The following is a 26649-nucleotide window of genomic DNA, read 5'->3' as shown; positions in this document are numbered from 1 at the left end:
TGTTGAATATAGTGGTTAGGCTCAGGAGGATAACATTAAACTGGATGGGCGGAAATTCACTTTTTACGCCCGATTGCTAAATTGATTTTGCACACTTTTTCATGCGCATATCTGGTGCTTATACAGGGTTTTATTTGTTAATTTTATGAATAAATACGATTTCTCAGGTTTAATATTGATTCGCATGCAAGTTGGCGCGCCCTATTGTTGACAGCGCTGTCAGCAAATAGTAGTTTGCGCCAGCTTGGAAGGGGTTGCTGGCTCGATTGATTGGCCGCAATTTAATAAGAGAAGTGATGTCACACAGGTGCTCAAGATGGGCATCCCGCACAAGTTACCCTGATTCGAGCGGTGTATCGGGGGTTATCTCAAGGAATCTTCCGTTCATTTATTCTGGCGGCTACACTCTTTAAGTGGGGCTTTGGCGCCACTTGGTGTTATTTAACCGTCAGGATTTTCGGCGTTACACAGTGTTGTCCCTACAATGATTTTTTAGATGCCCCCGACGGAGGTTGAAACGTGCAGTGGCCCAGCATCACCAGCAAGGTGAAAAAAGATCCAGCGCTTGAAGCGAAAATAGACGAATTGCTCGCGCAGTTAACTCTTGAGGAAAAAGTGGGGCAGATGATCCAGCCGGAGATTCGCCACTTGACTCCGCAGGATATTAAGGATTATCACATCGGCTCGGTGTTGAATGGCGGTGGCTCGGTGCCCAATGGCAACCGTTACTCAAAAGCTGCAGATTGGTTGGCGATTGCAGATGCTTATTATCAGGCGTCTATGGATACCAGCGATGGCAAAGTGGCTATCCCGATTATGTGGGGCACAGATGCAGTTCACGGCGTAGGCAATATTGTTGGTGCAACCCTGTTTCCGCACAACATCGCGCTGGGTGCCGCGCGCAACCCTGAATTGATTAAAGAGATCGGTCGTATCACGGCGACTGAAATTGCGGTGACCGGATTGGATTGGGATTTCTCTCCCACTGTTGCGGTTGCGCGCGATGATCGCTGGGGGCGCACTTACGAATCCTATTCCGAACATCCTGATCTTGTGCGCGAATATGCGGGCATGATGGTTGAGGGGTTGCAAGGTGAAGCCCATGACTCAGGCTTCCTCTCTAAATATCGCGTTATTTCCACTGCAAAACATTTTATCGCCGATGGTGGTACCCACAACGGTATCGATCGCGGTAACTGTCTCGATGATGAAGAGACTTTATGTCGTATTCATGCAGCTGGTTACTACAGCGCAATCGAAGCCGGTGTGCAAAGTGTGATGGCTTCCTTTAATAGCTGGCACGGCGAACACATGCATGGGCATCGCTATTTACTGACTGATGTATTAAAAAATCAAATGGGTTTTGACGGTTTGGTGGTGGGCGATTGGAATGGCCACGGTTTTGTTGCAGGCGCGACGGTATTGAATTGCCCACAGGCAATTAATGCAGGATTGGATATCTTTATGGTGCCCGATCCTGACTGGAAGCAGCTTTTTAACAATACTGTTGAGCAAGCGCGTACCGGTGTTATTCCGATGGCGCGTGTCGATGATGCAGTGCGCCGTATCCTGCGTGTGAAATTACGTGCGAACCTGTGGGAGAAAGGTCTTCCATCAACTCGCCCACTCGCAGGTAAAGATGAATTGCTTGGTGCACGTGAGCATCGTATTGTTGCTCGCCAAGCTGTACGCGAATCCATTGTATTGTTAAAAAACAAGAACAATATTCTGCCGCTGTCTGCCAAAGCAAATATTCTCGTTGCAGGCGATGGCGCAGACAATATCAGCAAGCAAACTGGTGGTTGGTCGGTGAACTGGCAGGGTACCGGCAATACTATGGCGGACTTCCCCGGTGCTACCACTTTGTGGGCGGGAATTCAGGATGCCGTTGCCAGTGCGGGCGGTAAAGTTACATTGAGTGTCGACGGTTCCTACAGTGAGAGACCGGATGTTGCTATCGTTATTTTTGGTGAAGATCCCTATGCCGAAATGCAGGGCGATATCCAACACCAATTGTTGAAAGCTGGCGATACCAGCGATTTGGATTTGCTCAAGAAATTAAAATCCCAAGGAATTCCCGTTGTGGCATTGTTTGTCACTGGTCGCCCCATGTGGGTGAACCGCGAACTTAATGCCTCTGATGCGTTTGCAGTTATTTGGCAGCCGGGTACAGAAGGTGCAGGTATCGCTGATGTGATCTTCAAAAATGCCGATGATCAAATTAATTATCCCGTAAAGGGGCGCTTAGCCTTCTCATGGCCCAAATCGCCGGATCAGGGCACGTTGAATATTGGCGATGAAAATTATGATCCATTGTTTGCCTATGGTTTTGGTTTGAATTATGGCGATACTGATACGTTGGGCGATGACTTGTCAGAAGAGGGGATAGTATTTGAGTCCAGCTCTGCGATATTGGAATTATTCAATCGTCGCCCCATGGGGGCTTACGGCATTATTTTAGAAGGTAAAAATAACGATCGCGCCAATCTAAATGGCAATATCGCCAGTGTGTCAACGCTAACGGTAACTTGTGTGGACCGCGATGTGCAGGAAGATGCGCGTCGGGCTGTGTGGAATGGTCAAGGTGAGGGGTTGGTTGCCATCTCAACGCTGAATCGTCAGGTGTTGAGTGATTACTATGAATCAGATTCTTCGTTGGTGTTTGATATAAAAGTGGATGCTGCACCTGTCGATAAGGCTTGGGTGCGCATTGGCTGTGGTCCTTCTTGTTATTCACAAGTGGATATAACCCGGGAGCTTACCAGTATTGCTGGGGCTGGTTGGAAAACTTTAACCGTAGATTTGAAATGCTATCCGGACGCCGGCACTGACTTTGGATTGAAGCGCACGCCACAGGAGTTGTTTGCCCTCATTCTTGAGCCATTTACCTTGGTGGCCAATAATAAATTGGATGTTACTTTCGCACAGGTGCGTATTGAAAAAGGCTTGGCGCAAGGCGCCAGCGTACGCCTTAACTAAGTCCTTTTTGCCCGTTAACATGCAAGCCGCACAAGCAATTGTGCGGCTTTTTTGTGCCTGCTATTTAGGCACCCATTCACTTATTTTTTGTGGTTGCATCAAGTTTGTGCAAAGTGAAAAAGCGGCGTGCATTTTTGTGGGCGTTTATTGTGCGATAAATTTTATCGTGTTGGATTTAATTGGCGCGTAAAAAATTATGATGTCCCCATAAGGGTGCGCGTAAAAAAATGCGATTTTTTCGTGGTGTATTTTTTAACGTTTTATATCCCTTTGATTAATAATGATTTATTCCTTTGGGGATGGTTTAGAAAATCAATTGGCATAAGCCTTGCTCTAATGGATTTCAGTCACCGCCATGTTATGCCCATAAACATACAAGAAACTTTTTTAGTGCATAGCAAATATAAATTTTATATTTCAAATTTATTGGCAGGGTGCGGATTAACTACACACATTTATGAAAATCTTTGGAGAAGGCTCTATGAAAAAAAATACGATTCATCTTCTTGTTGCTGCGGCAAGTTCGCTGCTTTGTGCTGCTCCAAGTATTTCAGCAAAAACATTCACCGAATCTATGCAGCAGGGCAGTGTGATCAAGGTAAATTTTCGTACACGCTATGAAGATGTAACTGAAGATGTTCTAAATGCGCAGGGAAATAAATCTGGTGAGAAAGAAGCGAATGCCTGGACAACCAGATCGCGCTTGTCTTATCAGTCTGGTGCATGGAATGGTTTTGGTTTTACCGCGGAAATGGACAATGTGAGCGAGATGACGAATGAAGTCGATTATCGCACTGCTGGCAATGATCCACTGAATACCAATAAAGCAATCATTGCTGATCCCATCGGTACTGAAGTCAATCAAGGCTTTATTTCTTACACCACATTTAACAATCAAATTAAATATGGTCGCCAGCGTTTGATTCTCGACAACGCCCGTTTTATCGGTAATGTAGGCTGGCGCCAGAACGAGCAGACATACGATGGTGTCTCGCTCACCAACAAAGCAATTCGCTACACCAATTTTACTTATGCTTATATCAAAAACGTGAATCGTGTTTTTGGTGAGGCCAATGCCGGATTGGGCGATTTAAATATGAATAGCCACGTGCTAAATGCCAGCTACACCGGCTTTGATGCAGGTAAACTAATTGGCTATGCCTATTTGTTGGATGTGGAAAACCCCATCGCCCAATTTGGTTTAACCAGCGATACCTTTGGTGCGCGTTGGCAGGGTACAGTGGGTGAAACCTTTACCTACAACCTTGAATATGCAGCTCAACAAGATGCAGGTGCAAAACAAGCGTTTGATGCTGATTATTTGTTAGCTGAAGGAACCTATACGGTTTCACGTTACAGCATTGGTTTGGGCTATGAAGTTTTGGGCTCTGATAATGGTGCTTATGGTTTTGCAACTCCCTTGGCAACCTTGCATGCATTTAATGGTTGGGCAGATAAGTTTTTAGCTACACCTAAGGATGGTCTTGAAGATAAATATGTAAACCTGGGTGTGACATTTGCGGGTGCACAGGCATTGGTGAGCTATCACAAATACGATGCGGATTTTGGCAGCGCCGATTACGGTGATGAAATTGATTTGAGCATCAGCAAAAAAGTGGGTGCCGTTGTGTGGACTGCAAAGTATGCGCAGTACGCAATGGGCGATGCTGCCACCAAAATTACCGACACTGATAAATTTTGGATAATGGCGGATTGGAATTTTTAATGCAATATTTTAAAAATTTTCGCTGAATGAATTATTGGAAAAGGATATTCAAATTGTTTTTAATAAACCCTCGCCATTTGGTGAGGGTTTGTTTTTTGGCAAACTGAAAATTATTTGGGATGAGCATCCGAATTGGGTTTGTTCGCCTCGGTTTTATTCTCCAGTAAATCATTTTCTCCTTTGGGCGTAGCTGGCAAAATTGAATCCGGGGCATACCATAACGCATGGTGGCTCAGTTGCTGCCAGCCCCAACGCACCCATTCTAATAACGCCGACGCCAGCCATAGCGACCAGAGCAGCATGGCCAACTTATAGCTCCACAAAGGGAGTGAAATAATCCAGGCTTGTGGGAACTCACCCGCACTCTGGTCTTGGTACCAGCGCAGATAATGCGCATTGGAACCATTTCCGGTGATGTGCATATCCGGGCTGGATAGCAAACTGTAGGGGATGTTGCCCAATAACATCAACAAGGTCACCAGCGATAGACAAAATAATCCCAGCTGCATCCACTTGAAGGTTCTGGCTGAGCTTATCTGTACCAATGTCCCGCGCTTGGTGAGCAGGATCAGCCAGATGGCGATTAGGGCGAGTACATAGAGATTGACTGTCGCCACCCCCAGGCTTAAGAGCACCCATTGATGGGTTTTCAGTGGTGTCAGTGGACTGCGCCCGAGCAGCGGAGCGAGCAGCAGTATCACGGCCAACATTCCCCAGAGCAATACCGCTGGCCCCACGCTGGGCCCGCCTACCAGCAGTGGCCAACGATCACCTGGCAAATCAATATTAATCGTCAGGTTGCTGCTATTGCTGCCCAGGTCGATTGCCGGGCTTATGGTTTTAAGGCGGGTGCCCTTGTCATCTTGCCAGCGAATTTCCAGTTCTTGCTCGCCGGGGTGCAGCGGGATTTTTACCCGGCCATTTACTGCCAACAAGGGCGCCTCATCCCCATCGATGCTAACACCTTCGAGGCTGGCTCCCTCCGGTAGGGCAAAGTCGTAGTGTCCTGCTTGGTTGGTGCGCAGGGACAGGCTCAAGGTGGAACTGCTGGCGCGATCGCCCAGCGTATATTTCAGCTGGGCCTGGTCAATTGTCATCGCACTGCCTGTTACTGCCTGCGGACGGCTGACGATAATGCTGATGCTTTCGTCTGGCCAGGGCTGCCAGACGGGCAGGTTGCTGGTTTGCACTGCAGGTATACCGGTTACCTGTGTGTGCCAGATGGGCGAGGTGTCCAAGACCCAGGTTTCCACCCAAGCCGGATTTGCCGGTGCTTTAAGTTCCAGTGGTGACTCTGCCTTGAGGGTGGAATACCAGAAGGTCGTTTGTTGATGGGAATCCAGTTGTACGGTGATTTTGCCTTTGCTGGTTTCATCACCAGTGATGCTGGTATCTCCACTGATAGGCGACTCACCGGGCAATAAGGGGATCTCCAGATTAATCATTCCCTGGGTAGGAGCAACCCGCTCTACGCGTGTTTCTACACGCCATTCCAGCCCCAATTGTAGTTGGCGCGTCACGGTCATAAAGGGAGCGATAGGGTCGGGTTGCAGGTGTTCAGCTATGGTCAATGCTTCGCTGCGCTGAATACGGTTGAGCTGCAGTGAACTGCTGGCTTGGTTTGCCGTTGGTGCTCCCGTCAATTGCCAGCCATCTAATTGGCTGCCCAGGTTATGGAGGGGCAAGGGGAAGCTGAGGGTGAGGCTGTCGCGCCCCTTAATCACTGCCTCAAGGTGGAGCAAGTTGCGCCCTTTACGCAGATTGACCAGCAGCTGGCCATTGGCATTTTGTACCAGTGATGCCGGTTTATTGTCTATCAGCACCTGATTTGGCCACCACTGCTGCCGTTGGGCAGGCAGGGGCAGGGCGATTGCATCGGCGCTGTGGATGATGATATCCATTGCCAACTGTTCGCCATCGGCTTTCACTTGCAGGGATTCGATACTGGCGCAATCCGGCAGGCAGGACGCGGGCTGGGTAAGGCGCGTTTCCAGTTCTTTGAGTAAAGCAGTGGAAACCAGCACATCAGCTTGGCTGTTGTCGCTTTGGCTGATGCCGCAGCCAAGCAACAAAAGGGTGGGTAACAGCGTCCGGTTGCCAATTTTCCAGCTCGGTAGAGTGTGTCCGGTTTGCCGTAAGAATAATCGCAGCAACAGCGCACCCAGCAGGAGAGGGAGCAATAGGCTCAAGGCGCTACCTGCGCGATTGATGGCGGGTGGCAGTAGATACAGGCGGGTAACTTCATCCGGTTTTACCGGCCCATTCCAGCGCAAATCGATATTGTGCCAATTCCAACCGGGAACTCCCGGGCCTGTCTGTACTTGTTGGCCTAAATCGTATTCCTGGGATACTTGTTGTTTGGGGCTGGAGAGCGAGGATCGAACGCCGGTGACAACTACCTCTTCTACCGCATCGGCTTGATCTGCGCGGTATTTTGTTTGGGGTGCTTCAACTCCTTTGTTATCCGAACTCATCATTACCAAGCCAAAGCCCCAACTGTTCTGGCTATCGTCGTAGTAACTCTCGCTGATATTGCGCCCCGAAAACTCCTGTTGGGGATAAAACACCTGCCGCGCCTGCTGCACACTAAACGGCAGCAAAAATAAGCCGAGCAAAATAAAGCTGGCATAGGCATAGCGCACCAACTGGGTTTTGAACTTGCCGCTGACCATGGGCAGTAGGGCCAGCAGGGCAGCGATATTTAGCCAGATAAACAGCGGTGCGCCGGCGCGATGGAAAGTGAGCAACAGAGTCAGCAGCGCCAATCCGCCCCAGAATGGGTTGGTGATGCGCACTACCGTAAAGGTGATTATCAGTACCAGGAAAATATCCCACAGGCTCCACTTGGATACCCAGCTACCGGATTCATAACTGGCTCCAGTCGCCGAAAGTAGCGACCAGCCCGGAGGCAAATGCAGTTGTGCATCAACCTCCGCAAAATCCACGGACCAGCCACTGACCGGAATTGCTGTGCTGCGCAGCAGGCGACTGATGCCGGTAAGGTCAAGTTCTCGGGTGCGAACTTCTACGCCGGTGTTGGCGTTGTCGGCAAGGCGGGTAACCAACTGGGGTACGTCATTGAGGGCGGCACTTTGCAACTCATAGGGTGGCAGCGTTTCCATGCGCCAGCCTTGTTGAAATTGTCCACTAATTTCGTCGCGCAGCGTAAAACCTTGACCATCAAAATCCAGCCAGATTTCTTTATCAAGTACCAGTTGGTTACTGCTATCGCCCGCACCGCGCTGCAACTCCTGCAATTCCATGGTGGTGTCCGGAGTGACCAAATAAGCGGGTAGTTCGCGCCATTCGTCAGGTAATTGAGTCTGGCTTGGGTCAATGCTGGATACGCCGGAAACTTGCAGGCTGCGCAGTGTTGGCTGGCTGGCGACTACCCATATTTCTTGTTGCGGCCAGTGCTCATCCAGCGCTTTGTAGCCCAAATGGGGCTGTGGTTGGGTGGACTGCATATGCAGTTCGATCTCCCAACTGCCCGGTTTAACTTGCACGCGCAGCTTGCCATCGGCTTCGAGGCGGGCAGGTAGGCGGCTGTTGAACAGAATTGGATTAAAGCCGGTGAGCAACATCTGCCCCAGTTGTATTTCGCGCTCTTTGCCGCTCACATCCAATTGTAGGCGGGTGCTGATTTTCAGAGGAATACCATCATCCAGTTTACGAAAAACGCGTACTTGCAAACTGTCTTGCTGCTGGGTTTCCTGCGCATTTTGTGTTGCGGTCAACCAGAGCTGGCTATCGCTTTCGAGTGATGGAGTGGCTACGCTCGTGCCGTTGAGTTGCAGCTTGATGATCCCGGATGCGGGTGGGATGCTCAGTGTGCGCGGAATACCGGTCCAGCGGATATCGCCTTGCAATGTATATCGGCCAGGTGGAAGGAGAACTTCGGGGATTCCGCCGCGCTCGCGGATGGCTAATTTATCCTGCATGAGTGAATTGCTGGTATCGCGCAGATTCTCAGGCCAGAAGCCGGTGCCGCCAGGCAGTCTGATCCAACTTTCGGTAAATGTTTCTATCCGCTGGGTAAACTGTACTCCCTGTGTATTGGCATCAATGTGCAATTCACTCGGCCAGACGCAAGAGCGTTGGGCATCGTTATATAAAAACGGGCAGTGGATTTCCGGGTGCTTTTTTAAGACCCAGCCCTGCCAATCTTGCAGTACAGTAGGAATTTCTGCTGCCTGTAAATGGCTGCCAACCAACAGAAAAAGGCTAATTAGAGCGCGGACCAAGGTGTGCGGCATAACAACTCCCTATGATAAAAAAGCGATGATTATTCGTGTAATAAAAACTTGTGGTTGCAAAAGCCTGTGTGATCTGTGGTGGGAGTATAGAGGGAATTTCTGAACCGGCGCTTTAGCATTTGTTTGAAATGGTGCGCGAACTGATTGAATTGCGGTGCGTGGGGGCGTTTCGGGGGCAGCGTCAATAAAAAAGGCCGCAGTTTTCAGTGCGGCCTTTTTTGTTTGTAGCTTTTACAGTGATTACTTTTTATGACTTACTTTTTTTGGCCTTACTTTTTTGGATAGTCGCGTTTCGGGCTGCCAGTGTATTGCTGACGTGGGCGGCCAATTTTGTAAGGGCCACTCACCATTTCATCCCAGTGGGAATACCAACCTACCGCACGACCCAAAGCAAAAATCACGGTAAACATTTCGGTTGGGATACCAATTGCTTTCATGATAATGCCGGAGTAGAAATCAACGTTAGGATAGAGCTTTTTGGAAATGAAATATGGATCTTCCAATGCGATTTGTTCGAGGCGTTTTGCAATTGCAAGCAGTGGATCATTTTCCAGGCCTAATTCGGCCAGTACTTCATCGCAAGTTTGCTTCATTACTTTGGCGCGAGGGTCGAAGTTTTTGTAAACACGATGACCAAAGCCCATCAAGCGGAAGCCAGAGGTTTTATCTTTAGCGCGTGCAACACAAGCTTCGATATTTTCCACAGTGCCGATTTCTTCCAGCATCTCCAATACCGCCTCGTTGGCGCCGCCATGGGCAGGGCCCCACAAGGTTGAAATACCAGCAGCGATAGCGGCAAATGGATTGGTGCCTGAAGAGCCGGACAGGCGCACGGTAGATGTCGATGCATTTTGTTCATGGTCTGCATGCAATACAAAAATACGATCCATGGCCTTGGCAATCGTTTTGCTCACGTTAGGCGCTTTGCCAGCCGTGCCAAAGGTCATGTTCAAATAATTTTCGGCATAGCTCAGGCTGTCATCCGGGGCAATAAACTCTTCGCCCTTGCGGTGTTTGTACACCATTGCCGACAAGGTTGGCATTTGACCAATCAATCGGTAAGCGGTCAGCTTGCGGCTTTCAGCGTTGGTAATATCGATTTCATCGTTGTATACCGCGGCCAGGGCTGCGACAGCACTACACAAAATCGCCATCGGATGGGATTCGCGTTTGAAGCTCTTGATGATATTGGCAATGGAGGGATCGACAGCGGAGTGTTTTTTGATCGCGGCAGTAAATTCGTCTTTTTGCGCCGGAGTTGGCAATTCGCCGTTTAATAAGAGGTAACAAGTTTCGAGATAATCAGAAGAGACAGCCAGTTGTTCAATCGGGTAACCGCGGTGGAGTAGCACGCCTTCATCGCCATCAATAAACGTAATCTTGGATTCGCATGAGGCGGTGGACATAAAGCCCGGGTCAAACGTGAAAAAGCCATTCTTGGTAATACTGGTGACGTCGATAACGTCAGGTCCGATTGTGCTGGCATAGATTGGTAATTCAATTGTCGAATCAATGCCATCAATCGAGAGATGTGCTTTCTTGTCAGTCATTACTGACTCCTGTGCTTACTGATTAAGACTAAAGGCTTGAGAAAAGCATGTTTCGCTCTACTCAACTGATAAAAACTGTAGGTAGCTTTGCGTTGTGCAAATAGCTCTACTTTTAATAGCGTCATAGGCCGGCTATGTTTTTTATGGACTAGTCGGTTTCTTATGGTGGGCCGACACTGCCGTTTGCGAGCGGCATTATAGATGACTTAATTGTTAAGGCGAAAGTTTTTGGCACATCTCTGGGGCAATTTCTTTTATCTTTTTCGGAAATTTTCGCGCCATAGCTGAGTGCTCATGTGGTGGCGTCTCACATTGCTGAAAAACTCACCGATGTGCCTGCACTTATGTGGAGCGGCAATGGTAAAAACGCGCGCTTGCGGTGCATTTTTATTAAAATCTTTCAATATAATCAATGTGTTGTGTAAAAACATCGTTAAAAGTGCAGTAATATTTTTCCTTGCCAGCGTGAAGGGAATTCTGCACGGCTTTTTGTTTGTGTTTCCAGAGTCCAATCTCTATAATGCTGCGCGACTTGCAGGGCGTGTTTCATTTAAGGTCATTTTTAAATGATAAAAAGTGAAGCGCTTATTCTTAAACCTGCCCGCGATGGGCATAAAGGTGAGATAGACCGTGAACAAGAAAAGACCTGTCAACCTAGATATAGCGACTATTAAACTCCCCATCACTGCTTACGTTTCCATTCTTCATCGTGCTTCCGGCGTTTTCCTTTTTGCAGGCGTAGCTGTCCTTTTATGGATGCTGGATGCCAGTCTTGATTCGCAAGAAGGTTTTAACAGCATTAGCGATCTCGCCGCAAACCCTGTATGCCAATTTGTTCTCTGGGCAGTTTTGGCTGGTTTGGCGTATCACATGGTGCTCGGTATCCGTCATTTGATTATGGATTTCGGTATCGGTGAATCTCTTAAAGGTGGTCAAACTGGTGCCAAAATCGCACTGGCTATTGCCATTGTATTGATCGTGTTGGCGGGGGTGTGGGTATGGTAACTTCAGTAACCAGTTTTGGACGCAGTGGCCTTTATGATTGGCTAATCCAACGCGTCGGTGGTGCCGTCATGGCGGCGTACACTATTTTTATCGTGGCTTATCTTGCATGTAATCCTGAATTGACTTTCGAACAGTGGCAATCCCTTTATAACCAACTGTGGATGCGTGTGTTTACCCTTGTTACCCTTCTTTCCTTTATATCGCATGCGTGGATCGGTTTGTGGGCTGTGCTCACTGATTATTTAACTACCCGTCTATTAGGCTCCAAAGCGACTTTCCTTCGTATATTCGCACAGATAGTGCTGGGTGCAGTTGCAGTCACCTATCTTGTCTGGGGTGTTCAAGTAATTTGGGGTATTAATTAATGGCTAATATGCGCACGATTTCTTTTGACGGTATTGTGGTTGGCGGCGGCGGTGCTGGTATGCGCGCCGCTTTGCAGTTGGCACAATCCGGTTACAAAACAGCAGTAATTACAAAAGTATTCCCAACGCGTTCGCACACTGTATCTGCCCAGGGCGGTATTACTTGTGCGATCGCCAGTGCTGATCCAAATGATGATTGGCGTTGGCACATGTATGACACTATCAAAGGTTCCGACTATATCGGCGACCAGGATGCGATTGAGTACATGTGTTCGGTAGGCCCTGAAGCGGTATTTGAATTGGAGCATATGGGCTTGCCATTCTCCCGTACAGATGAAGGCCGTATCTACCAGCGTCCATTTGGTGGCCAATCTAAAAACTTCGGTGAAGGTGGCCAGGCGGCGCGTACTTGCGCTGCGGCAGACCGTACCGGGCACGCACTGCTCCACACTCTGTACCAAGGCAACCTGAAAAACAAAACCGTATTTCTTAATGAATGGTTTGCAGTTGATTTGGTGAAAAATGAAGACGGCGCAGTGGTTGGTGTTATCGCGATCAATATCGAAGATGGCGAAACAGTTTATGTAAAAGCCAAGGCAACTGTGTTGGCAACCGGTGGTGCAGGGCGCATATACGCTTCTACTACTAATGCTCACATCAATACTGGCGATGGTGTTGGTATGGCGTTGCGCGCTGGCTTTCCTGTGCAAGATATCGAAATGTGGCAGTTCCACCCAACCGGTATCGCCGGTGCCGGTGTATTAGTAACTGAAGGTTGCCGCGGTGAAGGTGGCTACTTGATCAACGCCGATGGCGAGCGCTTTATGGAGCGTTATGCTCCTAATGCGAAAGATCTTGCTGGTCGCGACGTAGTGGCGCGCTCCATGATCCAGGAGATTATTGCTGGTCGTGGTGTAGGTCCTAATAAGGATCACGTACTGCTGAAGCTCGATCACTTGGGTGAAGAAGTGCTCGAGAGTAAATTGCCTGGTATTTGCGAGTTGTCGCGCACCTTCGCACACGTTGACCCTGTATATGCTCCCATCCCTGTAGTTCCAACTTGCCATTATATGATGGGTGGCATTCCAACTAACGTGAATGGGCAAGCGTTGACCGTCGATGCTGATGGAAATGATGTGGTGATTGATGGTTTGTTTGCGTGTGGTGAAGTTGCTTGTGTGTCTGTGCACGGCGCTAACCGTTTGGGTGGAAACTCATTGCTCGACTTGGTTGTGTTCGGTCGTGCAGCTGGTCTGTACATTGAGAAAGCATTGCGTGAGGGTATTGAGCATCGCGATGCCACTCAATCTGATATCGATAAAGCGATGGCGCGCCTAAACAAAATAAATACATCTAATAGCGGTGAGAGCGCATCAGTACTGCGTAAAGAGTTGCAAACCATTATGCAAAACTTCTTCGGTGTATTCCGTAAAGGTGAGTTTATGCAAAAAGGTATCCAGCAACTGGCTGAGCTGCGCAAGCGTATTGAAAATGTATCTATTACTGACAAGAGCAATGCATTCAATACTGCGCGTATTGAAGCATTAGAATTGCAAAACTTGCTTGAAGTCGCAGAAGCAACGGCGATTGCAGCGGAAGAGCGTAAAGAATCGCGCGGCGCGCACGCGCGTGAAGATTTTGAAGATCGTGACGATGCTAATTGGTTGTGTCACTCCATGTATTTCCCCGTTGATAAGCGTGTTGGCAAGCGTGCGGTAAATTTCAAGCCGCGCACTATGGAAGCTTTCCAACCTAAAAAACGTACCTACTAACAATCGGGAGCAGAAGTCATGTTGAAAGTACAAGTTTATCGCTACAACCCTGATACAGATAATGCGCCCTATATGAAAACCTATGAGCTGGATACTCAGGGTAAAGATTTGATGGTATTGGATGTATTGGAATTACTGAAAGCACAAGACGAAAGTCTTGCTTATCGCCGCTCTTGCCGCGAAGGTGTGTGCGGTTCTGATGGCATGAATATCAATGGTAAAAACGGTTTGGCTTGCATCAAGCCAATCTCCGAGTGCATCAAGAACAATACTTTGATTTTGCGCCCGTTGCCCGGTTTGCCAGTGATTCGTGACCTGGTAGTTGATATGACCCAGTTCTACGATCAATACAAGAAAATTGAGCCATACTTGCAAAACGATACGCCAGCACCAGCAATTGAGCGTTTGCAATCACCTGCAGATCGCGAGAAGCTCGATGGCCTTTATGAGTGTATACTCTGCGCCTGCTGCTCAACCAGCTGCCCATCTTTCTGGTGGAACCCCGATAAGTTTATCGGTCCTGCTGGTTTATTACAGGCTTATCGTTTCCTGGCTGATAGCCGCGATTTGGCGACCGAGAAACGACTTGCCAATCTGGACGATCCTTTTAGCGTATTCCGTTGCCATGGTATCCAAAACTGTGTGGCGGTTTGTCCCAAAGGGCTGAACCCGACACGAGCCATCGGCCATATTCGCAATATGTTGTTACAGAGCGCTACCTAAGGTGGCGCTTTTCTGTATCTGAAGCTGGCAAAAATTTGATGACAAAGTGAGCGCTTTGGTGCTCGCTGCGTTGAAGAACTGTTTGTTGTAACCCGGTGTTGCAGCAACTTAAAAGCGGCGTTTTTAATCACAAGTTGAAAACGTTTGGTAGCTAACCGCTAGTTGATAGCAGGGGATTTGCCTGAGTCCCCAATGATTAAGGTGAGTGGAATGCAAGACAGCATTATGGAGCAATTTTGGAGTACGTCTCACATCTCTGGTGGGAACGCTGCTTATGTCGAAGAGCTCTACGACACATATCTACACAATCCTAATGCCGTTCCTGAAGAATGGCGCAATTACTTCGATCAATTACCACGTATCAACGGTGTGTTGACTCAAGATACTCCCCATTCGGTCATTCGCGCTCAATTCGAGCAATTGGGTAAATCCCGTGTGCGCACCGTTGCCGTTGCAGGTGGCTCGGTTAGTGCTGAGCACGAGCAAAAACAAATCAAGGTAGTACAACTGATCAGTTCCTACCGTTTCCGCGGTCATCAAAAGGCCCAGTTGGATCCTTTGGGATTGATGAAGCGCGATCCGGTCGCCGATTTGGAATTAGGTTTTCACGGCCTGACCAATGCAGACCTGGATACTGTATTTAACACTGGCAGCTTGTTTATCGGCAAAGAGCAGGCGACCCTGCGTGAAATTGTTGAGGCATTAGAGAAGACCTATTGCGGTCATATCGGTGCCGAGATTATGCACATTACGCCCCTTGCTGAAAAACAATGGTTGCAACAGCGTCTTGAGAGCGTGCGCTCCAATCCTGAATTCAGTAAAGAGCAGCGCCTTGCCCTCCTCGAGCGTTTGACAGCTGCGGAAGGCCTTGAGCGTCATCTCGATAGTAAATATCCAGGCACCAAACGTTTCGGTCTCGAAGGTGGCGAAAGTTTTATTCCATTAGTTGATGCCTTGGTAAAGCGCGCGGGTACTTACGGTGCAAAAGAAATAGTATTGGGCATGGCTCACCGTGGTCGCCTTAATGCGTTGATCAACGTGTTTGGTAAAAGCCCTGCAGAATTGTTTGCAGAATTTGATGGCAAGCGTTCATTGAATACCTCTGGCGATGTGAAATATCACTCAGGTTTTTCTTCCAACGTAATGACTCCTGGCGGAGAGTTACACATGGCGATGGCGTTTAACCCGTCGCACTTGGAAATCGTATCACCCGTGGTTGAAGGTTCTGTGCGCGCCCGTCAGGATCGTCGCAACGACAAAACCGGCGCCAAAGTTGTTCCTATCAATGTGCATGGCGATGCTGCATTTGCAGGCCAAGGCGTAGTGATGGAGACATTCCAAATGTCCCAGACTCGCGCGTACGGCACTGGTGGTACCTTACATCTTGTGATCAACAATCAAGTGGGTTTCACCACTAACAAACGTGAAGATGCACGCTCAACTGAGTACTGTACCGACGTCGCCAAAATGATCGAGTGCCCGATTTTTCATGTGAATGGTGATGATCCTGAAGCAGTATTGTTTGTGGCGCAGTTGGCGATGGATTATCGCTATGAGTTCAAGAAGGACGTGGTAATTGATTTAGTTTGCTATCGCCGTCGCGGTCACAACGAAACTGACGAGCCCTCTGCAACCCAGCCGTTGATGTATCAAATTATTCGCAATCTCAAAACTACTCGCACGCTCTATGCCGATAAGTTGGTTGCAGCGGGCCTGCTCAGCCAAGCGGCAGCTGACGAGATGACTACCGTGTATCGCGCAGCCTTGGATCGTGGCGAAAATGTTGCGAGTGGTTTGGTAAGCGAGCCGGATCGCAGCTTGTTTGTAGATTGGTCGCCCTATATCGGCCACGATTGGGAGACGCCGGCAGTAACCGGTTGTGAACTCAAAACACTGCAGGCTGCAGCAAATAAGATGTGCGAAATTCCTGATGGAATCGTGCTGCAAAAACAAGTTGAAAAAATTTACGAAGACCGCCGCAAAATGGCCGCTGGTGCTTTGGCGCTTAACTGGGGTATGGCCGAAACATTGGCTTACGCTACCCTGGTTGAACAGGGTTATCAGGTTCGCATGACTGGTCAAGACGTTGGTCGCGGTACTTTTTCACATCGTCATGCGGTAGTTCACAGCCAGAAAGACGGTTCTTCTTATGTGCCTCTCGCGAATATGGCCCCTAACCAACCGTCTTTTGAGTTGTTCGATTCTTATTTGTCAGAGGAGGCCGTATTAGCGTTCGAGTATGGCTATTCAACAACATCGCCAACCGGTTTAGTGATTTGGGAGGCGCAGTTCGGTGACTTCGCTAACGGCGCCCAAGTCGTTATCGACCAATTTATTACCAGTGGTGAGCACAAGTGGGGTCGTTTGTGCGGTTTGACCATGTTGTTACCACACGGTTATGAGGGGCAGGGGCCGGAGCACTCTTCTGCGCGTCTTGAACGTTTCATGCAATTGTGTGCGGAACACAATATTCAGGTTTGTGTACCAACTACACCCGCGCAGGTATTTCACATGCTGCGTCGCCAGGCGATTCGCCCGATGCGTCGTCCATTAGTGGTAATGAGTCCGAAATCGTTACTGCGTCATAAATTGGCAACATCTACGCTGGAAGAATTGGCCAACGGCAGCTTCCAAAATGTGATTGGCGATAGCACCGTCGAACCGTCCAAAGTTGAGCGGGTAATTTTGTGTAGTGGTAAGGTTTATTACACGCTGCTTGAAGAGCGAACTGCACGCAAGCAGGAAAATGTGGCCTTGATCCGCTTGGAGCAATTGTATCCATTCCCTGAAGAAGAATTGAAAGCTGCTATGGCGCCATTCAAGGATATCAAAGATATCTTCTGGTGCCAGGAGGAGCCAATGAACCAGGGAGCTTGGTATAGCAGTCAACACCATATGCGCCATGTAGTGCAGGGGTTGTACGGCAAAGAAATGTATTTGGATTATGTGGGTCGTGATCCATCGGCAGCACCAGCGGGCGGTTACATGTCTGCGCACCTTGAAGAAGAAAAACGTTTTGTGAATAAAGCGCTCACTGTTTGAGTGCTTTTACTAACTGATTAAATGATCAAATAATCCTAGCGCTACAGAGAGATGGAATAGCATGAGTATCGAAATCAAAGCCCCTACCTTCCCTGAATCCGTTGCCGATGGCACGGTAGCAACCTGGCACAAAAAACCAGGCGAAGCCGTCAAGCGCGATGAGTTGATCGTTGATATTGAAACCGACAAGGTTGTGTTGGAAGTGGTTGCACCTGCAGATGGCAGTATCGCTGAAATTATTAAAGGTGAAGGCGAGACTGTATTGAGTAATGAAGTGATTGCCCGTTTTGTTGAGGGTGCCGTGGCAACAGGTACTCCTGCAGCAAGTACTCCAGCTCCTGCAGCAGCGCCTGTTGCCGCAACCGCTGAAAAATTGGTAAATCCTGCAGCACGGAAAATGGCTGAAGAGAACAATGTGAATACTGCAGTTGTCGCCGGCAGCGGTAAAGATGGCCGTGTTACCAAAGAAGATGTTGCCAATCATTTGAAATCAGCACCAGCGGTGATCGCTCCTGCTGCGCCTGTACCTGTTGCCGCAATCGAAGCCGTAGGTGATCGTGTTGAGAAGCGCGTACCTATGACGCGTTTGCGTAAGCGTATTGCCGAGCGTTTGCTTGAAGCATCCAGCACTACGGCAATGCTGACCACGTTCAATGAAGTGAACATGGCTCCGGTAATGGCACTGCGTGCAAAATACAAAGACCAATTTGAAAAAGCGCATAACGGTTCACGTTTGGGCTTTATGAGTTTCTTTGTGAAAGCCGCTGCTGAAGCGCTGCGTCGTTTCCCTGTGGTAAACGCCTCTATCGACAACAACGATGTTGTTTATCACGGTTACCAGGATATCGGTGTTGCAGTATCGACTGAAAAAGGCTTGGTAGTTCCTGTGTTGCGCAATGCCGAAAATATGAGTCTGGCCACCATCGAAAATACTATCCGCGATTTTGGTCTGCGAGCACGTGATGGCAAACTTGGTATTGAAGAAATGTCTGGCGGCACCTTCACCATCACCAACGGTGGTGTGTTCGGTTCACTTTTGTCTACGCCGATTTTGAACCTGCCGCAGTCTGCAATTTTGGGCATGCACAAAATTCAAGAGCGCCCAATGGCGGTCAATGGCAAAGTAGAAATTCTGCCGATGATGTACTTGGCACTGTCTTACGATCACCGCTTGCTCGACGGTAAAGAGGCTGTGCAATTCCTCGTGACCATCAAAGATTTGTTGGAAGATCCAGCGCGCATTCTTCTAGAAATATAAAGTGTTGGAAATCTAATCTGCTTTTTGAAACGCTTCTGGCAACCCAGGAGCGTTTTTATGTGAAGGGTTACCACTCACAAGGTTGTAGCCGACTGTTAATAATTTAGGAACATTGTTATGTCTGAAAAATTTGATGTGATAGTTATCGGTTCTGGCCCTGCGGGCTATGTTGCTGCCATTCGTGCCGCGCAATTAGGTTTGAAAACTGCGTGTGTTGAGAAATGGAAAAACGAAGAGGGCAAGGGTGTTAACGGTGGTACTTGCTTGAACGTAGGTTGCATTCCCTCTAAAGCATTACTCGATAGCTCTTACAAATACCACGAAGCAAAAGAAGATCTTGGCCTTCATGGTGTTACCACTTCAGGCGTAGAGTTGAATGTTTCTTCAATGATTGCGCGTAAAAATCAAATCATCAAAAATTTGACGGGTGGCATTGCTGGATTGTTTAAATCAAATGGCGTTACCAGCTTGTTCGGCACTGGTAAATTACTTGCTGGCAAGAAAGTCGAAGTGACTGACTTTGAAGGCAAGGTAACTGTGTATGAAGCTGAAAATGTTATTTTGGCTTCAGGTTCAAGCCCCATCAATATTCCACCGGCACCTGTTGATAACGATATTATTGTTAATTCTACTGGCGCGTTGGAATTCACCGAAGTGCCAAAGCGTTTAGGTGTAATCGGCGCTGGCGTAATTGGTTTGGAATTGGGGTCTGTCTGGAATCGTTGTGGTTCCAAGGTCACTGTGTTGGAAGCATTGGATAGTTTCCTCGCAATTATGGATCAGCAAATTGCGAAAGAAACCCAAAAAATCCTCACCAAACAAGGTTTGGATATCCGCACCAGCTCACGTGTTACCGGTTCAAAAGTGAACGGCAAAGAAGTGACCGTCACCTATTTGGACAAAGAAGGTAAAGAGCAGCAAGAAACGTTTGATAAGTTGATTGTGTGTGTTGGTCGTCGCCCGTTCACCGAAAATCTGTTGGCTGCTGACAGCGGTGTTAATTTGGATGAGCGCGGTTTTATCTTTGTAAACGAACAATGCGAAACTAATGCGCCAGGTGTCTGGGCAATTGGTGACGTAGTGCGTGGCCCGATGTTGGCTCACAAAGGTTCGGAAGAAGGTGTGATGGTTGCTGAGCGTATTGCAGGCCAAAAATCACAAATTAATTACGACATTATTCCAAACGTAATTTACACCCACCCGGAAGTTGCTTCAGTGGGTAAAACTGAAGAGCAAGTTAAAGCGTCGGGTGAACCTTATAACGTTGGTACTTTCCCGTTTGCAGCATCTGGCCGTGCTATGGCTGCTAACGAAACCCAGGGTTTGGTAAAAATTATTGCTCACGCCGTAACTGATCGCATTCTTGGTGCCCACATTGTTGGCCCAAGCGCTGCAGATTTGGTTCAGCAAGTGGCGATTGCAATGGAGTTCGGTTCCAGTGCGGAAGATTTGGGCATGATGGTGTTTGGTCACCCAACCCTGTCTGAAGCTATCCACGAAGCAGCATTGGCGGTGCATGGTCATGCCATCCACGTAGCCAACAAGAAGAAGCGTTAAGAGAACCATAGAGTCCTCGTTTTTTAGGCGGGGGCGAACTCATAAGGTTCGTCTCCATCGATAACCCAGTTGGCATGTTTATCGATAATTGCATGTCCAACCATCGTCAAATGGAACTACACCATGAATTTGCACGAGTATCAGGGTAAGCAACTGTTTGCCCAATATGGTCTGCCTGTTTCTAAGGGCATTGCTGCTGCGACTGTTGAAGAGGCTGTTGCTGCCGCGGATCAAATCGGCGGCGATATGTTCGTCGTTAAAGCTCAGGTTCACGCTGGCGGCCGCGGTAAAGCGGGCGGCGTAAAGCTGGTTAAGAGCAAAGAAGATATCCGCGCTTTCGCTGAAAAGTGGTTGGGTAAGAATCTGGTGACTTATCAAACTGATGAGAAAGGCCAACCAGTAAGCCGCATTTTGGTTGAGACTTGCACCGACATCGCCAAAGAGTTGTACTTGGGCGCTGTAGTTGATCGTTCAAGCCGTCGTATCGTGTTCATGGCCTCTACCGAAGGTGGCGTAGAGATTGAGAAAGTTGCTCATGACACTCCTGAAAAAATCCTTAAAGTTGCTGTTGATCCACTGGTAGGCGCACAGCCTTTCCAAGGTCGCGATCTGGCTTTCAAGCTCGGTTTGGAAGGCAAGCAAATTAACCAATTCGTTAACATTTTTCTCGGCTTGGCCAAACTCTTCAAAGAGAAAGATTTGGCGCTGTTGGAAGTTAACCCATTGGTAATCACTCCGGAAGGTAACTTGCATTGCCTGGATGCCAAATTGGTAATCGACGGCAACGCTCTGTACCGTCATCCAGAACTGAAAGCAATGCAAGACCCATCACAAGAAGATGCGCGTGAAGCTCATGCTGCTGCTTGGGAACTGAACTACGTTGCGCTCGGTGGTGATATCGGTTGTATGGTAAACGGCGCTGGTTTGGCGATGGGTACCATGGACATCGTTAAATTGCACGGCGGCCAACCGGCTAACTTCCTCGACGTAGGCGGTGGTGCTACCAAAGAGCGCGTAGTTGAAGCGTTCAAAATCATTTTGTCTGATGACGCGGTTAAAGCCGTATTCATCAACATCTTTGGCGGTATCGTACGTTGCGACATGATCGCAGAAGGCGTAATCGGTGCAGTTAAAGAAGTAGGCGTAAAAGTACCTGTTGTTGTTCGTCTGCAAGGTAACAATGCTGAATTGGGTGCAAAAGTGTTGGGCGAAAGCGGCCTTAACATTATTGCCGATACCGACTTGACTGGCGCTGCCAAGAAAGTTGTTGCAGCTGCTGCGAATCAATAAGGGGCCAAGAACATGAGCGTTTTAATTAACAAAGACACCAAAGTAATCTGCCAAGGCTTCACCGGCGCGCAAGGTACTTTCCACTCTGAACAAGCGATTGCTTACGGCACCAAAATGGTTGGTGGTGTAACTCCAGGTAAGGGTGGTCAAACTCACCTCGGCCTGCCAGTGTTCAACACTGTTGCTGAAGCAGTAGAAGCGACTGGCGCAACCGCATCAGTTATCTACGTTCCGGCTCCTTTCTGTAAAGACTCAATCCTTGAAGCGGCTAACGGTGGCATCAAGTTGATTGTATGTATTACTGAAGGTATCCCAACCCTCGATATGCTTGACGCAAAAGTGAAGTGTGACGAGTTGGGCGTGCGTTTGATTGGCCCTAACTGCCCAGGTGTTATTACTCCGGGCGAATGTAAAATTGGCATCATGCCAGGCCATATCCACAAGCCAGGTAAAGTAGGTATCGTATCGCGTTCAGGTACCTTGACTTATGAAGCGGTTAAGCAAACGACTGACTACGGTTTCGGCCAATCTACTTGTGTCGGTATTGGTGGTGACCCAATCCCAGGCTCCAACTTCATCGATATCCTGAAGTTGTTCCAAGCTGACCCACAAACCGAAGCAATCGTAATGATTGGTGAGATCGGTGGTTCTGCAGAAGAAGAAGCGGCAGCGTTCATTAAAGCTAACGTGACTAAGCCTGTTGTATCTTACATTGCCGGTGTAACTGCACCTGCTGGTAAGCGCATGGGTCACGCTGGTGCGATTATTTCTGGTGGTAAAGGTACTGCTGACGAGAAATTTGCTGCACTGGAAGATGCAGGTGTTAAGACTGTTAAGAGCTTGGCTGATATCGGTAAAGCACTGAAAGAAATCACTGGCTGGTAATTTTTCCGGTTTGGTTGTTTCGAAAAGGCGATCTTCGGATCGCCTTTTTTATTACCATTTTTTTCATCGTCACATTTTTCCTATTCACTCAGATCTAACCGTCAATGTTTAACGTATGCATAAAACCTCTTTCATTTTGGTTTTTGCATGCTCGCGCTCTGGTGGATAAAACGCGATTTTCGCCTTGATGATAATGCTGCGTTACATGCGGCATTGACTGAGTGTGGCCAAGTCATTCCAGTTTTTTTTCTTGAGTCAGATATTTATCTTGCCCAAGACGCATCTGCCTTTCATCTACACGCACAGCTTACTGCCTTGGCTGATCTACAAAATTCACTGCGACTGCGTGGGGCTGAGTTGCTGATAGTGCGATGTAATTTGCCACTCGGATTTTCTCTTTTAAGACAGCATATTCATTTCACTCATATTTTTTCACACGAAGAAACCGGCGCGGCAGTTACGTTTAAACGTGATATTGCAGTAAAAAAATGGTGTGATGCTGAATCGGTGATTTGGCAAGAAGTTCCGCAATCTGGTGTGGTGCGAGCTTTGCGTTCGCGCGACAACCGACAACAATATATCGCTGAACGTTTATTTGATAGTGAACCACTGCCAGTGCCGGAAGTGGTACCACAACCGTTGTTGCCCTCACTCACTATTAATCAGCATGATTGTTATCAAATTCCACAGCTGCAAGAGCTGGCTCCTCAACTGTTGGATGAGCGCATTCAATGGTCGAGTGTACAAGTGGTGAATGAGCGCAGGGCGAAGCGCACGCTGGATAGTTTTTTGAGTGATCGCGGCATTGGCTATCGCGGCGGTATTTCATCGCCCAACAAAGCCTTTTTTTACGGATCGCGGTTATCGCCTCATATAGCCTGGGGCACCATCAGTTTGCGACGGATTTTTTCACGCTTGCATCAGCGCTTAACCGAGTTAGATGAACTATTGGACGCGCAGCCTGACAATAAACTTGCGCAGCGTTGGCACAAAAGTTTGGAGGGTTTTAGCGCGCGTTTATTTTGGCGCGATCATTTTGTGCAGCGATTGGAATCGGCGAGTTGGATGGAGTCGCGCGCACTAAACCCTGCGTATGAACAACTGGAATACTCACAGGATGCAACGAGGCTCGATGCTTGGATTAATGGTAACACCGGTTTTCCCTTTATTGATGCCTGTATGCGGTGTTTGCAGGCGACGGGTTTTTTAAATTTTCGGATGCGCGCGATGCTGGTAAATTTTGCGTGTTTTGGTCTGCACATCCATTGGCGCGATCTGCAATACCCGCTGGCGCGTTTGTTTACTGATTACGAGCCGGGTATTCATTTCTCCCAAATACAAATGCAAGCGGCGATTGTCGGTATCAACACCATTCGCGTTTATAGTCCGCTTAAGCAGTTGATGGATCAGGATCCTGAATGCCAATTTATCAAGCGTTGGGTACCAGAATTGCGCGGATTCAGCGCAGAGCAAATTGCCTGTCACGAAACAATAACACTGCCGGGTTATCCCACCCCCTTGGTGAGCGCGGAACATAATATTCGTATCATGAAAGAGCGAATTAGTGCCATACGCAAGAGTGATGAAGGTCGGGAAAGCGCACAGCGCGTATTGGTTAAGCATGGCTCGCGCATGAAACAAAAACGAACGGAAAAAATACACAAACCTGATACCAAGGTGCTAGCGGCTACACAAATTGATTTGTTCGGTGCCTGATCTTAGCGCGATGCGATACACGCGAAATTAGCCTACACTCTGAGCAATGACTATCAGCGATAGAGCATGATCATGTTGGAAATTACTGAATACACCAAATTCCTGGTAGGCCTGTTGGCGATTGTAGATCCGCTCGGTGCTATTCCCGTATTCATCGCACTCACAGTGCACCAGAATAAAGAGCAGCGTCTGAAAACCGCTCGCCTTACGGTTGTTTCGGTGTTTTTTGCGCTAATGGTGGCGCTGTTATTTGGCGAATGGATACTCTGGGCATTTGGTATCAGTGTTGATGCTTTCCGCTGTGCGGGTGGCGTGATCCTATTACTGATGGGCTTGGGGATGCTGCAATCCCGTGGCCATACACCTGCGGAGATCGAAGCCGCACAAGATGAAACCATCGCACTGGTGCCACTCACTATGCCGCTACTTGCTGGGCCGGGAGCGATGAGTGCGGTCATTGTTTATGCCCACCAATCCAATTCGGTTACGCATTACTTGTCGATCACCCTGTGTATTTTATTGGTAAGTGCTGCATTGATGCTCTGCTTTAAATTCCTGCCCTGGTTTAGCGAGCATTTGAGTAAACGCAGTATTGTCATGTCTACGCGGGTGATGGGCTTGCTCTTGGTGGCAATTGCAGTGGAGTTTATTGCGGGGGGCATTAAAGGGCTGTTTCCGCAATTGGTTTCCTGAGTAGCCTTCCTGGCTGGCTAGATAAAAAGTGTTAATCGCCTATAACTACTTCGGCAAGACACTTATGATTGCTCTGTTGCACTTCAATAATTACATCTAAAAACAGTGCTAACCTAATGTCAGTGAACGTTTTTATCGGTAATTTTTTTCGGTCGCAAAATCCATAACAGATAGTATCCGTAATTGGATATCTATAATTAGAGAGTGGCTATGCGCATCATCAACCTGTTTTTTTTCAGCTTTGTTTTTCTCTGCACTCACTTCGCCCAGGCAATAGCTGCGGCGCCCTCGCCTGAGCAAACACAGCACACTATGAAAACTGCCAGCCAATTTATGTTGGAAAAGGTGAGTTATCGCGGTGGTTTTGTGTGGTCTTACTTGCCGGATTTTTCCCGCCAGTGGGGCGAGCTTGAAGCGCGCCGTTCGATGATTTGGATGCAGCCACCGGGTACCGCAAGTGTGGGGCATTTGTTTCTTGATGCCTATCACGCTACGGGTGATGCGTTTTATTACGTAGCTGCCGAAAAGGTTGCAGGAGCAATTATCTACGCCCAGCATCCGAGTGGTGGTTGGAATTATGTTGCCGATTTTGCCGGGGAGACCGCACTTAAAGAGTGGTATGCCACTATTGGCAAAAATGCCTGGCGCCTGGAAGAATTCCAACATTATTACGGTAATGCGACCTTTGATGATGTCGGTACCGCAGAAGCGGCAAAATTTTTATTGCGTTTATATAGTGAAAAACGTGATTCCAAATATCGCCCCGCACTCGATAAAGCCATCCATTTTATACTGGCGAGCCAATATCCCATTGGTGGTTGGCCGCAGCGTTTTCCGTTGATGTACGACCATCCTTACAAAGATCATGCAGATTATTCATCGTTCATCACGTTCAATGACGATGTTGCCGCTGAAAATATCGATTTCCTATTAATGTGTTACCAAATCCTCGGCGAGGCGCGTGTGCGTGAACCGGTGATTCGTGCGATGAATAGTTTTTTGGTCACGCAAATGGGGCAGCCGCAGCCGGGTTGGGCGTTGCAGTACACACCTGAATTAGTTCCTGCAGGTGCACGCTCTTATGAACCCAAATCACTGCATACCCCGACGACTGCTGAAAATATCCAGCAGTTGATTAAATTTTATCGCATGACGGGCGAAACAAAATTCCTTGCGCGAATTCCAGAAGCATTGGCCTGGTTAGAAAGTTTAACCTTACCTATCAAGCCAGAATATGAGGGGCGCAGCCATCCATCATTTATTGAACTGGATACTAACAAGGCTCTGTTTACCCACAGGCGCGGCGCCAATGTGAGTAATGGCGAATATTATGTTGATTACACGCCCGGCAATATGCTGGCGCACTACAAATCGGCAAGCACAATTGATCTTGCCAAATTGCGTGCGGCATATGAGCAGGTGTTACGGCTCACGCCGAAAGAGGTGACTGTAAACTCACCGTTGAAGGCGATGACTAATATTGCGCTACCCAAATATTTTACCCTTGGCAAAGTCAGTGTGTCAGATCTAAATTTTCGCGCACAAAAAATACCTGAAACAAAAAATCTTACCGAGCAAGCGGCTGCATTAATTGGGGCGCTCAATCAGCAAGGTTATTGGCCAACGCCACTTTATTACACTACCAACCCTTACAAAGGCGTCGCACCGATAACCAAGGCCACTAACGAGTATGCTGCTACTATGGTCGGTGATGAATGGGATACATCCCCTTTTCCGGTAGATGATCCCGTCATGGGGATTTCCACTGGCGCCTACATCAAAAATATGGGTGTACTTATTCAGTATCTTCAACAACAATCTGCGCAATAGGC

Annotated in this window: 17 protein-coding genes; 15 read left to right on the top strand and 2 right to left on the bottom strand. The window is 48.2% G+C overall.

The genetic code is table 11. The annotated features are described in order from the left end of the window. The first annotated feature begins 519 nt into the window (after positions 1-519). The gene (locus B4E62_RS14475) at positions 520-2979 is read left to right on the top strand and encodes a glycoside hydrolase family 3 protein (RefSeq protein WP_331352524.1); all 2460 of its coding nucleotides are present in this window, start codon (positions 520-522) and stop codon (positions 2977-2979) included. 481 nt (positions 2980-3460) lie between these two features. Next, entirely contained in the window at positions 3461-4705 is a 1245-nt protein-coding gene (locus tag B4E62_RS14470) for an alginate export family protein (protein WP_331352523.1), read from the top strand. Between the two features lie 110 nt (positions 4706-4815). On the opposite strand, the gene B4E62_RS14465 is transcribed toward B4E62_RS14470, so the two are convergent. Further along, on the bottom strand, positions 4816-8961 hold the full coding sequence (locus tag B4E62_RS14465; protein WP_331352522.1) for a hypothetical protein: 4146 nt from the start codon (positions 8959-8961) through the stop codon (positions 4816-4818). A 269-nt stretch (positions 8962-9230) separates the two neighbouring features. After that, on the bottom strand, positions 9231-10511 hold the full coding sequence (locus B4E62_RS14460) for a citrate synthase (protein WP_310069847.1): 1281 nt from the start codon (positions 10509-10511) through the stop codon (positions 9231-9233). A 357-nt stretch (positions 10512-10868) separates the two neighbouring features. Between B4E62_RS14460 and B4E62_RS14455 the strand changes: the two genes are divergently transcribed. The 13 genes from B4E62_RS14455 to B4E62_RS14395 all read left to right on the top strand — a co-directional run bounded on the left by B4E62_RS14455 (position 10869) and on the right by B4E62_RS14395 (position 26647). Further along, positions 10869-11081 (top strand): hypothetical protein, encoded by a 213-nt coding sequence (locus tag B4E62_RS14455; RefSeq protein WP_310069849.1) that lies wholly within the window; start codon positions 10869-10871, stop codon positions 11079-11081. A 60-nt stretch (positions 11082-11141) separates the two neighbouring features. Then, positions 11142-11516, top strand: coding sequence for a succinate dehydrogenase, cytochrome b556 subunit (gene sdhC / locus B4E62_RS14450; RefSeq protein ID WP_331352521.1), 375 nt, complete (start codon positions 11142-11144; stop codon positions 11514-11516). Beyond that, entirely contained in the window at positions 11510-11881 is a 372-nt protein-coding gene (sdhD, locus tag B4E62_RS14445) for a succinate dehydrogenase, hydrophobic membrane anchor protein (protein ID WP_310069853.1), read from the top strand. Before sdhC ends, sdhD begins: the two co-directional genes overlap by 7 nt. Further along, positions 11881-13653 carry a succinate dehydrogenase flavoprotein subunit gene (gene sdhA, locus B4E62_RS14440; protein WP_331352520.1) on the top strand — a complete coding sequence of 591 codons (1773 nt, stop codon included), beginning with the start codon at positions 11881-11883 and terminating at the stop codon, positions 13651-13653. The genes sdhD and sdhA overlap by 1 nt, the downstream gene beginning before the upstream one ends. An 18-nt stretch (positions 13654-13671) precedes the next feature. Continuing rightward, positions 13672-14376, top strand: coding sequence for a succinate dehydrogenase iron-sulfur subunit (locus tag B4E62_RS14435; RefSeq protein WP_310069859.1), 705 nt, complete (start codon positions 13672-13674; stop codon positions 14374-14376). Between the two features lie 210 nt (positions 14377-14586). Then, on the top strand, positions 14587-17418 hold the full coding sequence (locus tag B4E62_RS14430) for a 2-oxoglutarate dehydrogenase E1 component (RefSeq protein ID WP_310069862.1): 2832 nt from the start codon (positions 14587-14589) through the stop codon (positions 17416-17418). Positions 17419-17479: 61 nt separating this feature from the next. Beyond that, entirely contained in the window at positions 17480-18676 is a 1197-nt protein-coding gene (odhB, locus tag B4E62_RS14425) for a 2-oxoglutarate dehydrogenase complex dihydrolipoyllysine-residue succinyltransferase (RefSeq protein WP_331352519.1), read from the top strand. Positions 18677-18793: 117 nt separating this feature from the next. After that, on the top strand, positions 18794-20233 hold the full coding sequence (gene lpdA, locus B4E62_RS14420; protein WP_331352518.1) for a dihydrolipoyl dehydrogenase: 1440 nt from the start codon (positions 18794-18796) through the stop codon (positions 20231-20233). A 123-nt stretch (positions 20234-20356) separates the two neighbouring features. Then, positions 20357-21523 carry an ADP-forming succinate--CoA ligase subunit beta gene (sucC, locus tag B4E62_RS14415; protein ID WP_151057411.1) on the top strand — a complete coding sequence of 389 codons (1167 nt, stop codon included), beginning with the start codon at positions 20357-20359 and terminating at the stop codon, positions 21521-21523. Positions 21524-21535: 12 nt separating this feature from the next. Then, a complete protein-coding gene (gene sucD / locus B4E62_RS14410) occupies positions 21536-22408 on the top strand; it encodes a succinate--CoA ligase subunit alpha (protein WP_310069873.1) in 873 nt (290 codons plus the stop codon). 147 nt (positions 22409-22555) lie between these two features. Next, positions 22556-24124: a cryptochrome/deoxyribodipyrimidine photo-lyase family protein gene (locus B4E62_RS14405; protein ID WP_331352517.1), complete on the top strand. Its 1569-nt coding sequence runs from the start codon at positions 22556-22558 to the stop codon at positions 24122-24124. A 72-nt stretch (positions 24125-24196) separates the two neighbouring features. Next, positions 24197-24817: an NAAT family transporter gene (locus B4E62_RS14400; protein WP_331352516.1), complete on the top strand. Its 621-nt coding sequence runs from the start codon at positions 24197-24199 to the stop codon at positions 24815-24817. A 210-nt stretch (positions 24818-25027) separates the two neighbouring features. Beyond that, positions 25028-26647 carry a pectate lyase gene (locus B4E62_RS14395; protein ID WP_331352515.1) on the top strand — a complete coding sequence of 540 codons (1620 nt, stop codon included), beginning with the start codon at positions 25028-25030 and terminating at the stop codon, positions 26645-26647. The last annotated feature ends 2 nt before the right edge of the window (positions 26648-26649 follow it).

This window comes from Cellvibrio sp. UBA7671 (assembly GCA_002483145.1).
Taxonomy (GTDB): domain Bacteria; phylum Pseudomonadota; class Gammaproteobacteria; order Pseudomonadales; family Cellvibrionaceae; genus Cellvibrio; species Cellvibrio fibrivorans.
The sequence above is the reverse complement of the archived record's forward strand: the minus strand, read 5'-3'. Positions and strand labels throughout refer to the sequence as shown.

Excerpts from the sequence above, each read along its gene's own strand:
- B4E62_RS14435 (WP_310069859.1), top strand. The coding sequence starts at position 13,672 with ATGTTGAAAGTACAAGTTTATCGCTACAACCCTGATACAGATAATGCG.
- B4E62_RS14465 (WP_331352522.1), bottom strand. The coding sequence starts at position 8,961 with ATGCCGCACACCTTGGTCCGCGCTCTAATTAGCCTTTTTCTGTTGGTT.
- B4E62_RS14400 (WP_331352516.1), top strand. The coding sequence starts at position 24,197 with ATGTTGGAAATTACTGAATACACCAAATTCCTGGTAGGCCTGTTGGCG.
- sdhA (WP_331352520.1), top strand. The coding sequence starts at position 11,881 with ATGGCTAATATGCGCACGATTTCTTTTGACGGTATTGTGGTTGGCGGC.
- B4E62_RS14395 (WP_331352515.1), top strand. The coding sequence starts at position 25,028 with ATGCGCATCATCAACCTGTTTTTTTTCAGCTTTGTTTTTCTCTGCACT.
- sucD (WP_310069873.1), top strand. The coding sequence starts at position 21,536 with ATGAGCGTTTTAATTAACAAAGACACCAAAGTAATCTGCCAAGGCTTC.
- sucC (WP_151057411.1), top strand. The coding sequence starts at position 20,357 with ATGAATTTGCACGAGTATCAGGGTAAGCAACTGTTTGCCCAATATGGT.
- B4E62_RS14455 (WP_310069849.1), top strand. The coding sequence starts at position 10,869 with ATGGTAAAAACGCGCGCTTGCGGTGCATTTTTATTAAAATCTTTCAAT.
- sdhD (WP_310069853.1), top strand. The coding sequence starts at position 11,510 with ATGGTAACTTCAGTAACCAGTTTTGGACGCAGTGGCCTTTATGATTGG.
- B4E62_RS14460 (WP_310069847.1), bottom strand. The coding sequence starts at position 10,511 with ATGACTGACAAGAAAGCACATCTCTCGATTGATGGCATTGATTCGACA.
- odhB (WP_331352519.1), top strand. The coding sequence starts at position 17,480 with ATGAGTATCGAAATCAAAGCCCCTACCTTCCCTGAATCCGTTGCCGAT.
- B4E62_RS14470 (WP_331352523.1), top strand. The coding sequence starts at position 3,461 with ATGAAAAAAAATACGATTCATCTTCTTGTTGCTGCGGCAAGTTCGCTG.
- B4E62_RS14430 (WP_310069862.1), top strand. The coding sequence starts at position 14,587 with ATGCAAGACAGCATTATGGAGCAATTTTGGAGTACGTCTCACATCTCT.
- B4E62_RS14405 (WP_331352517.1), top strand. The coding sequence starts at position 22,556 with ATGCTCGCGCTCTGGTGGATAAAACGCGATTTTCGCCTTGATGATAAT.
- lpdA (WP_331352518.1), top strand. The coding sequence starts at position 18,794 with ATGTCTGAAAAATTTGATGTGATAGTTATCGGTTCTGGCCCTGCGGGC.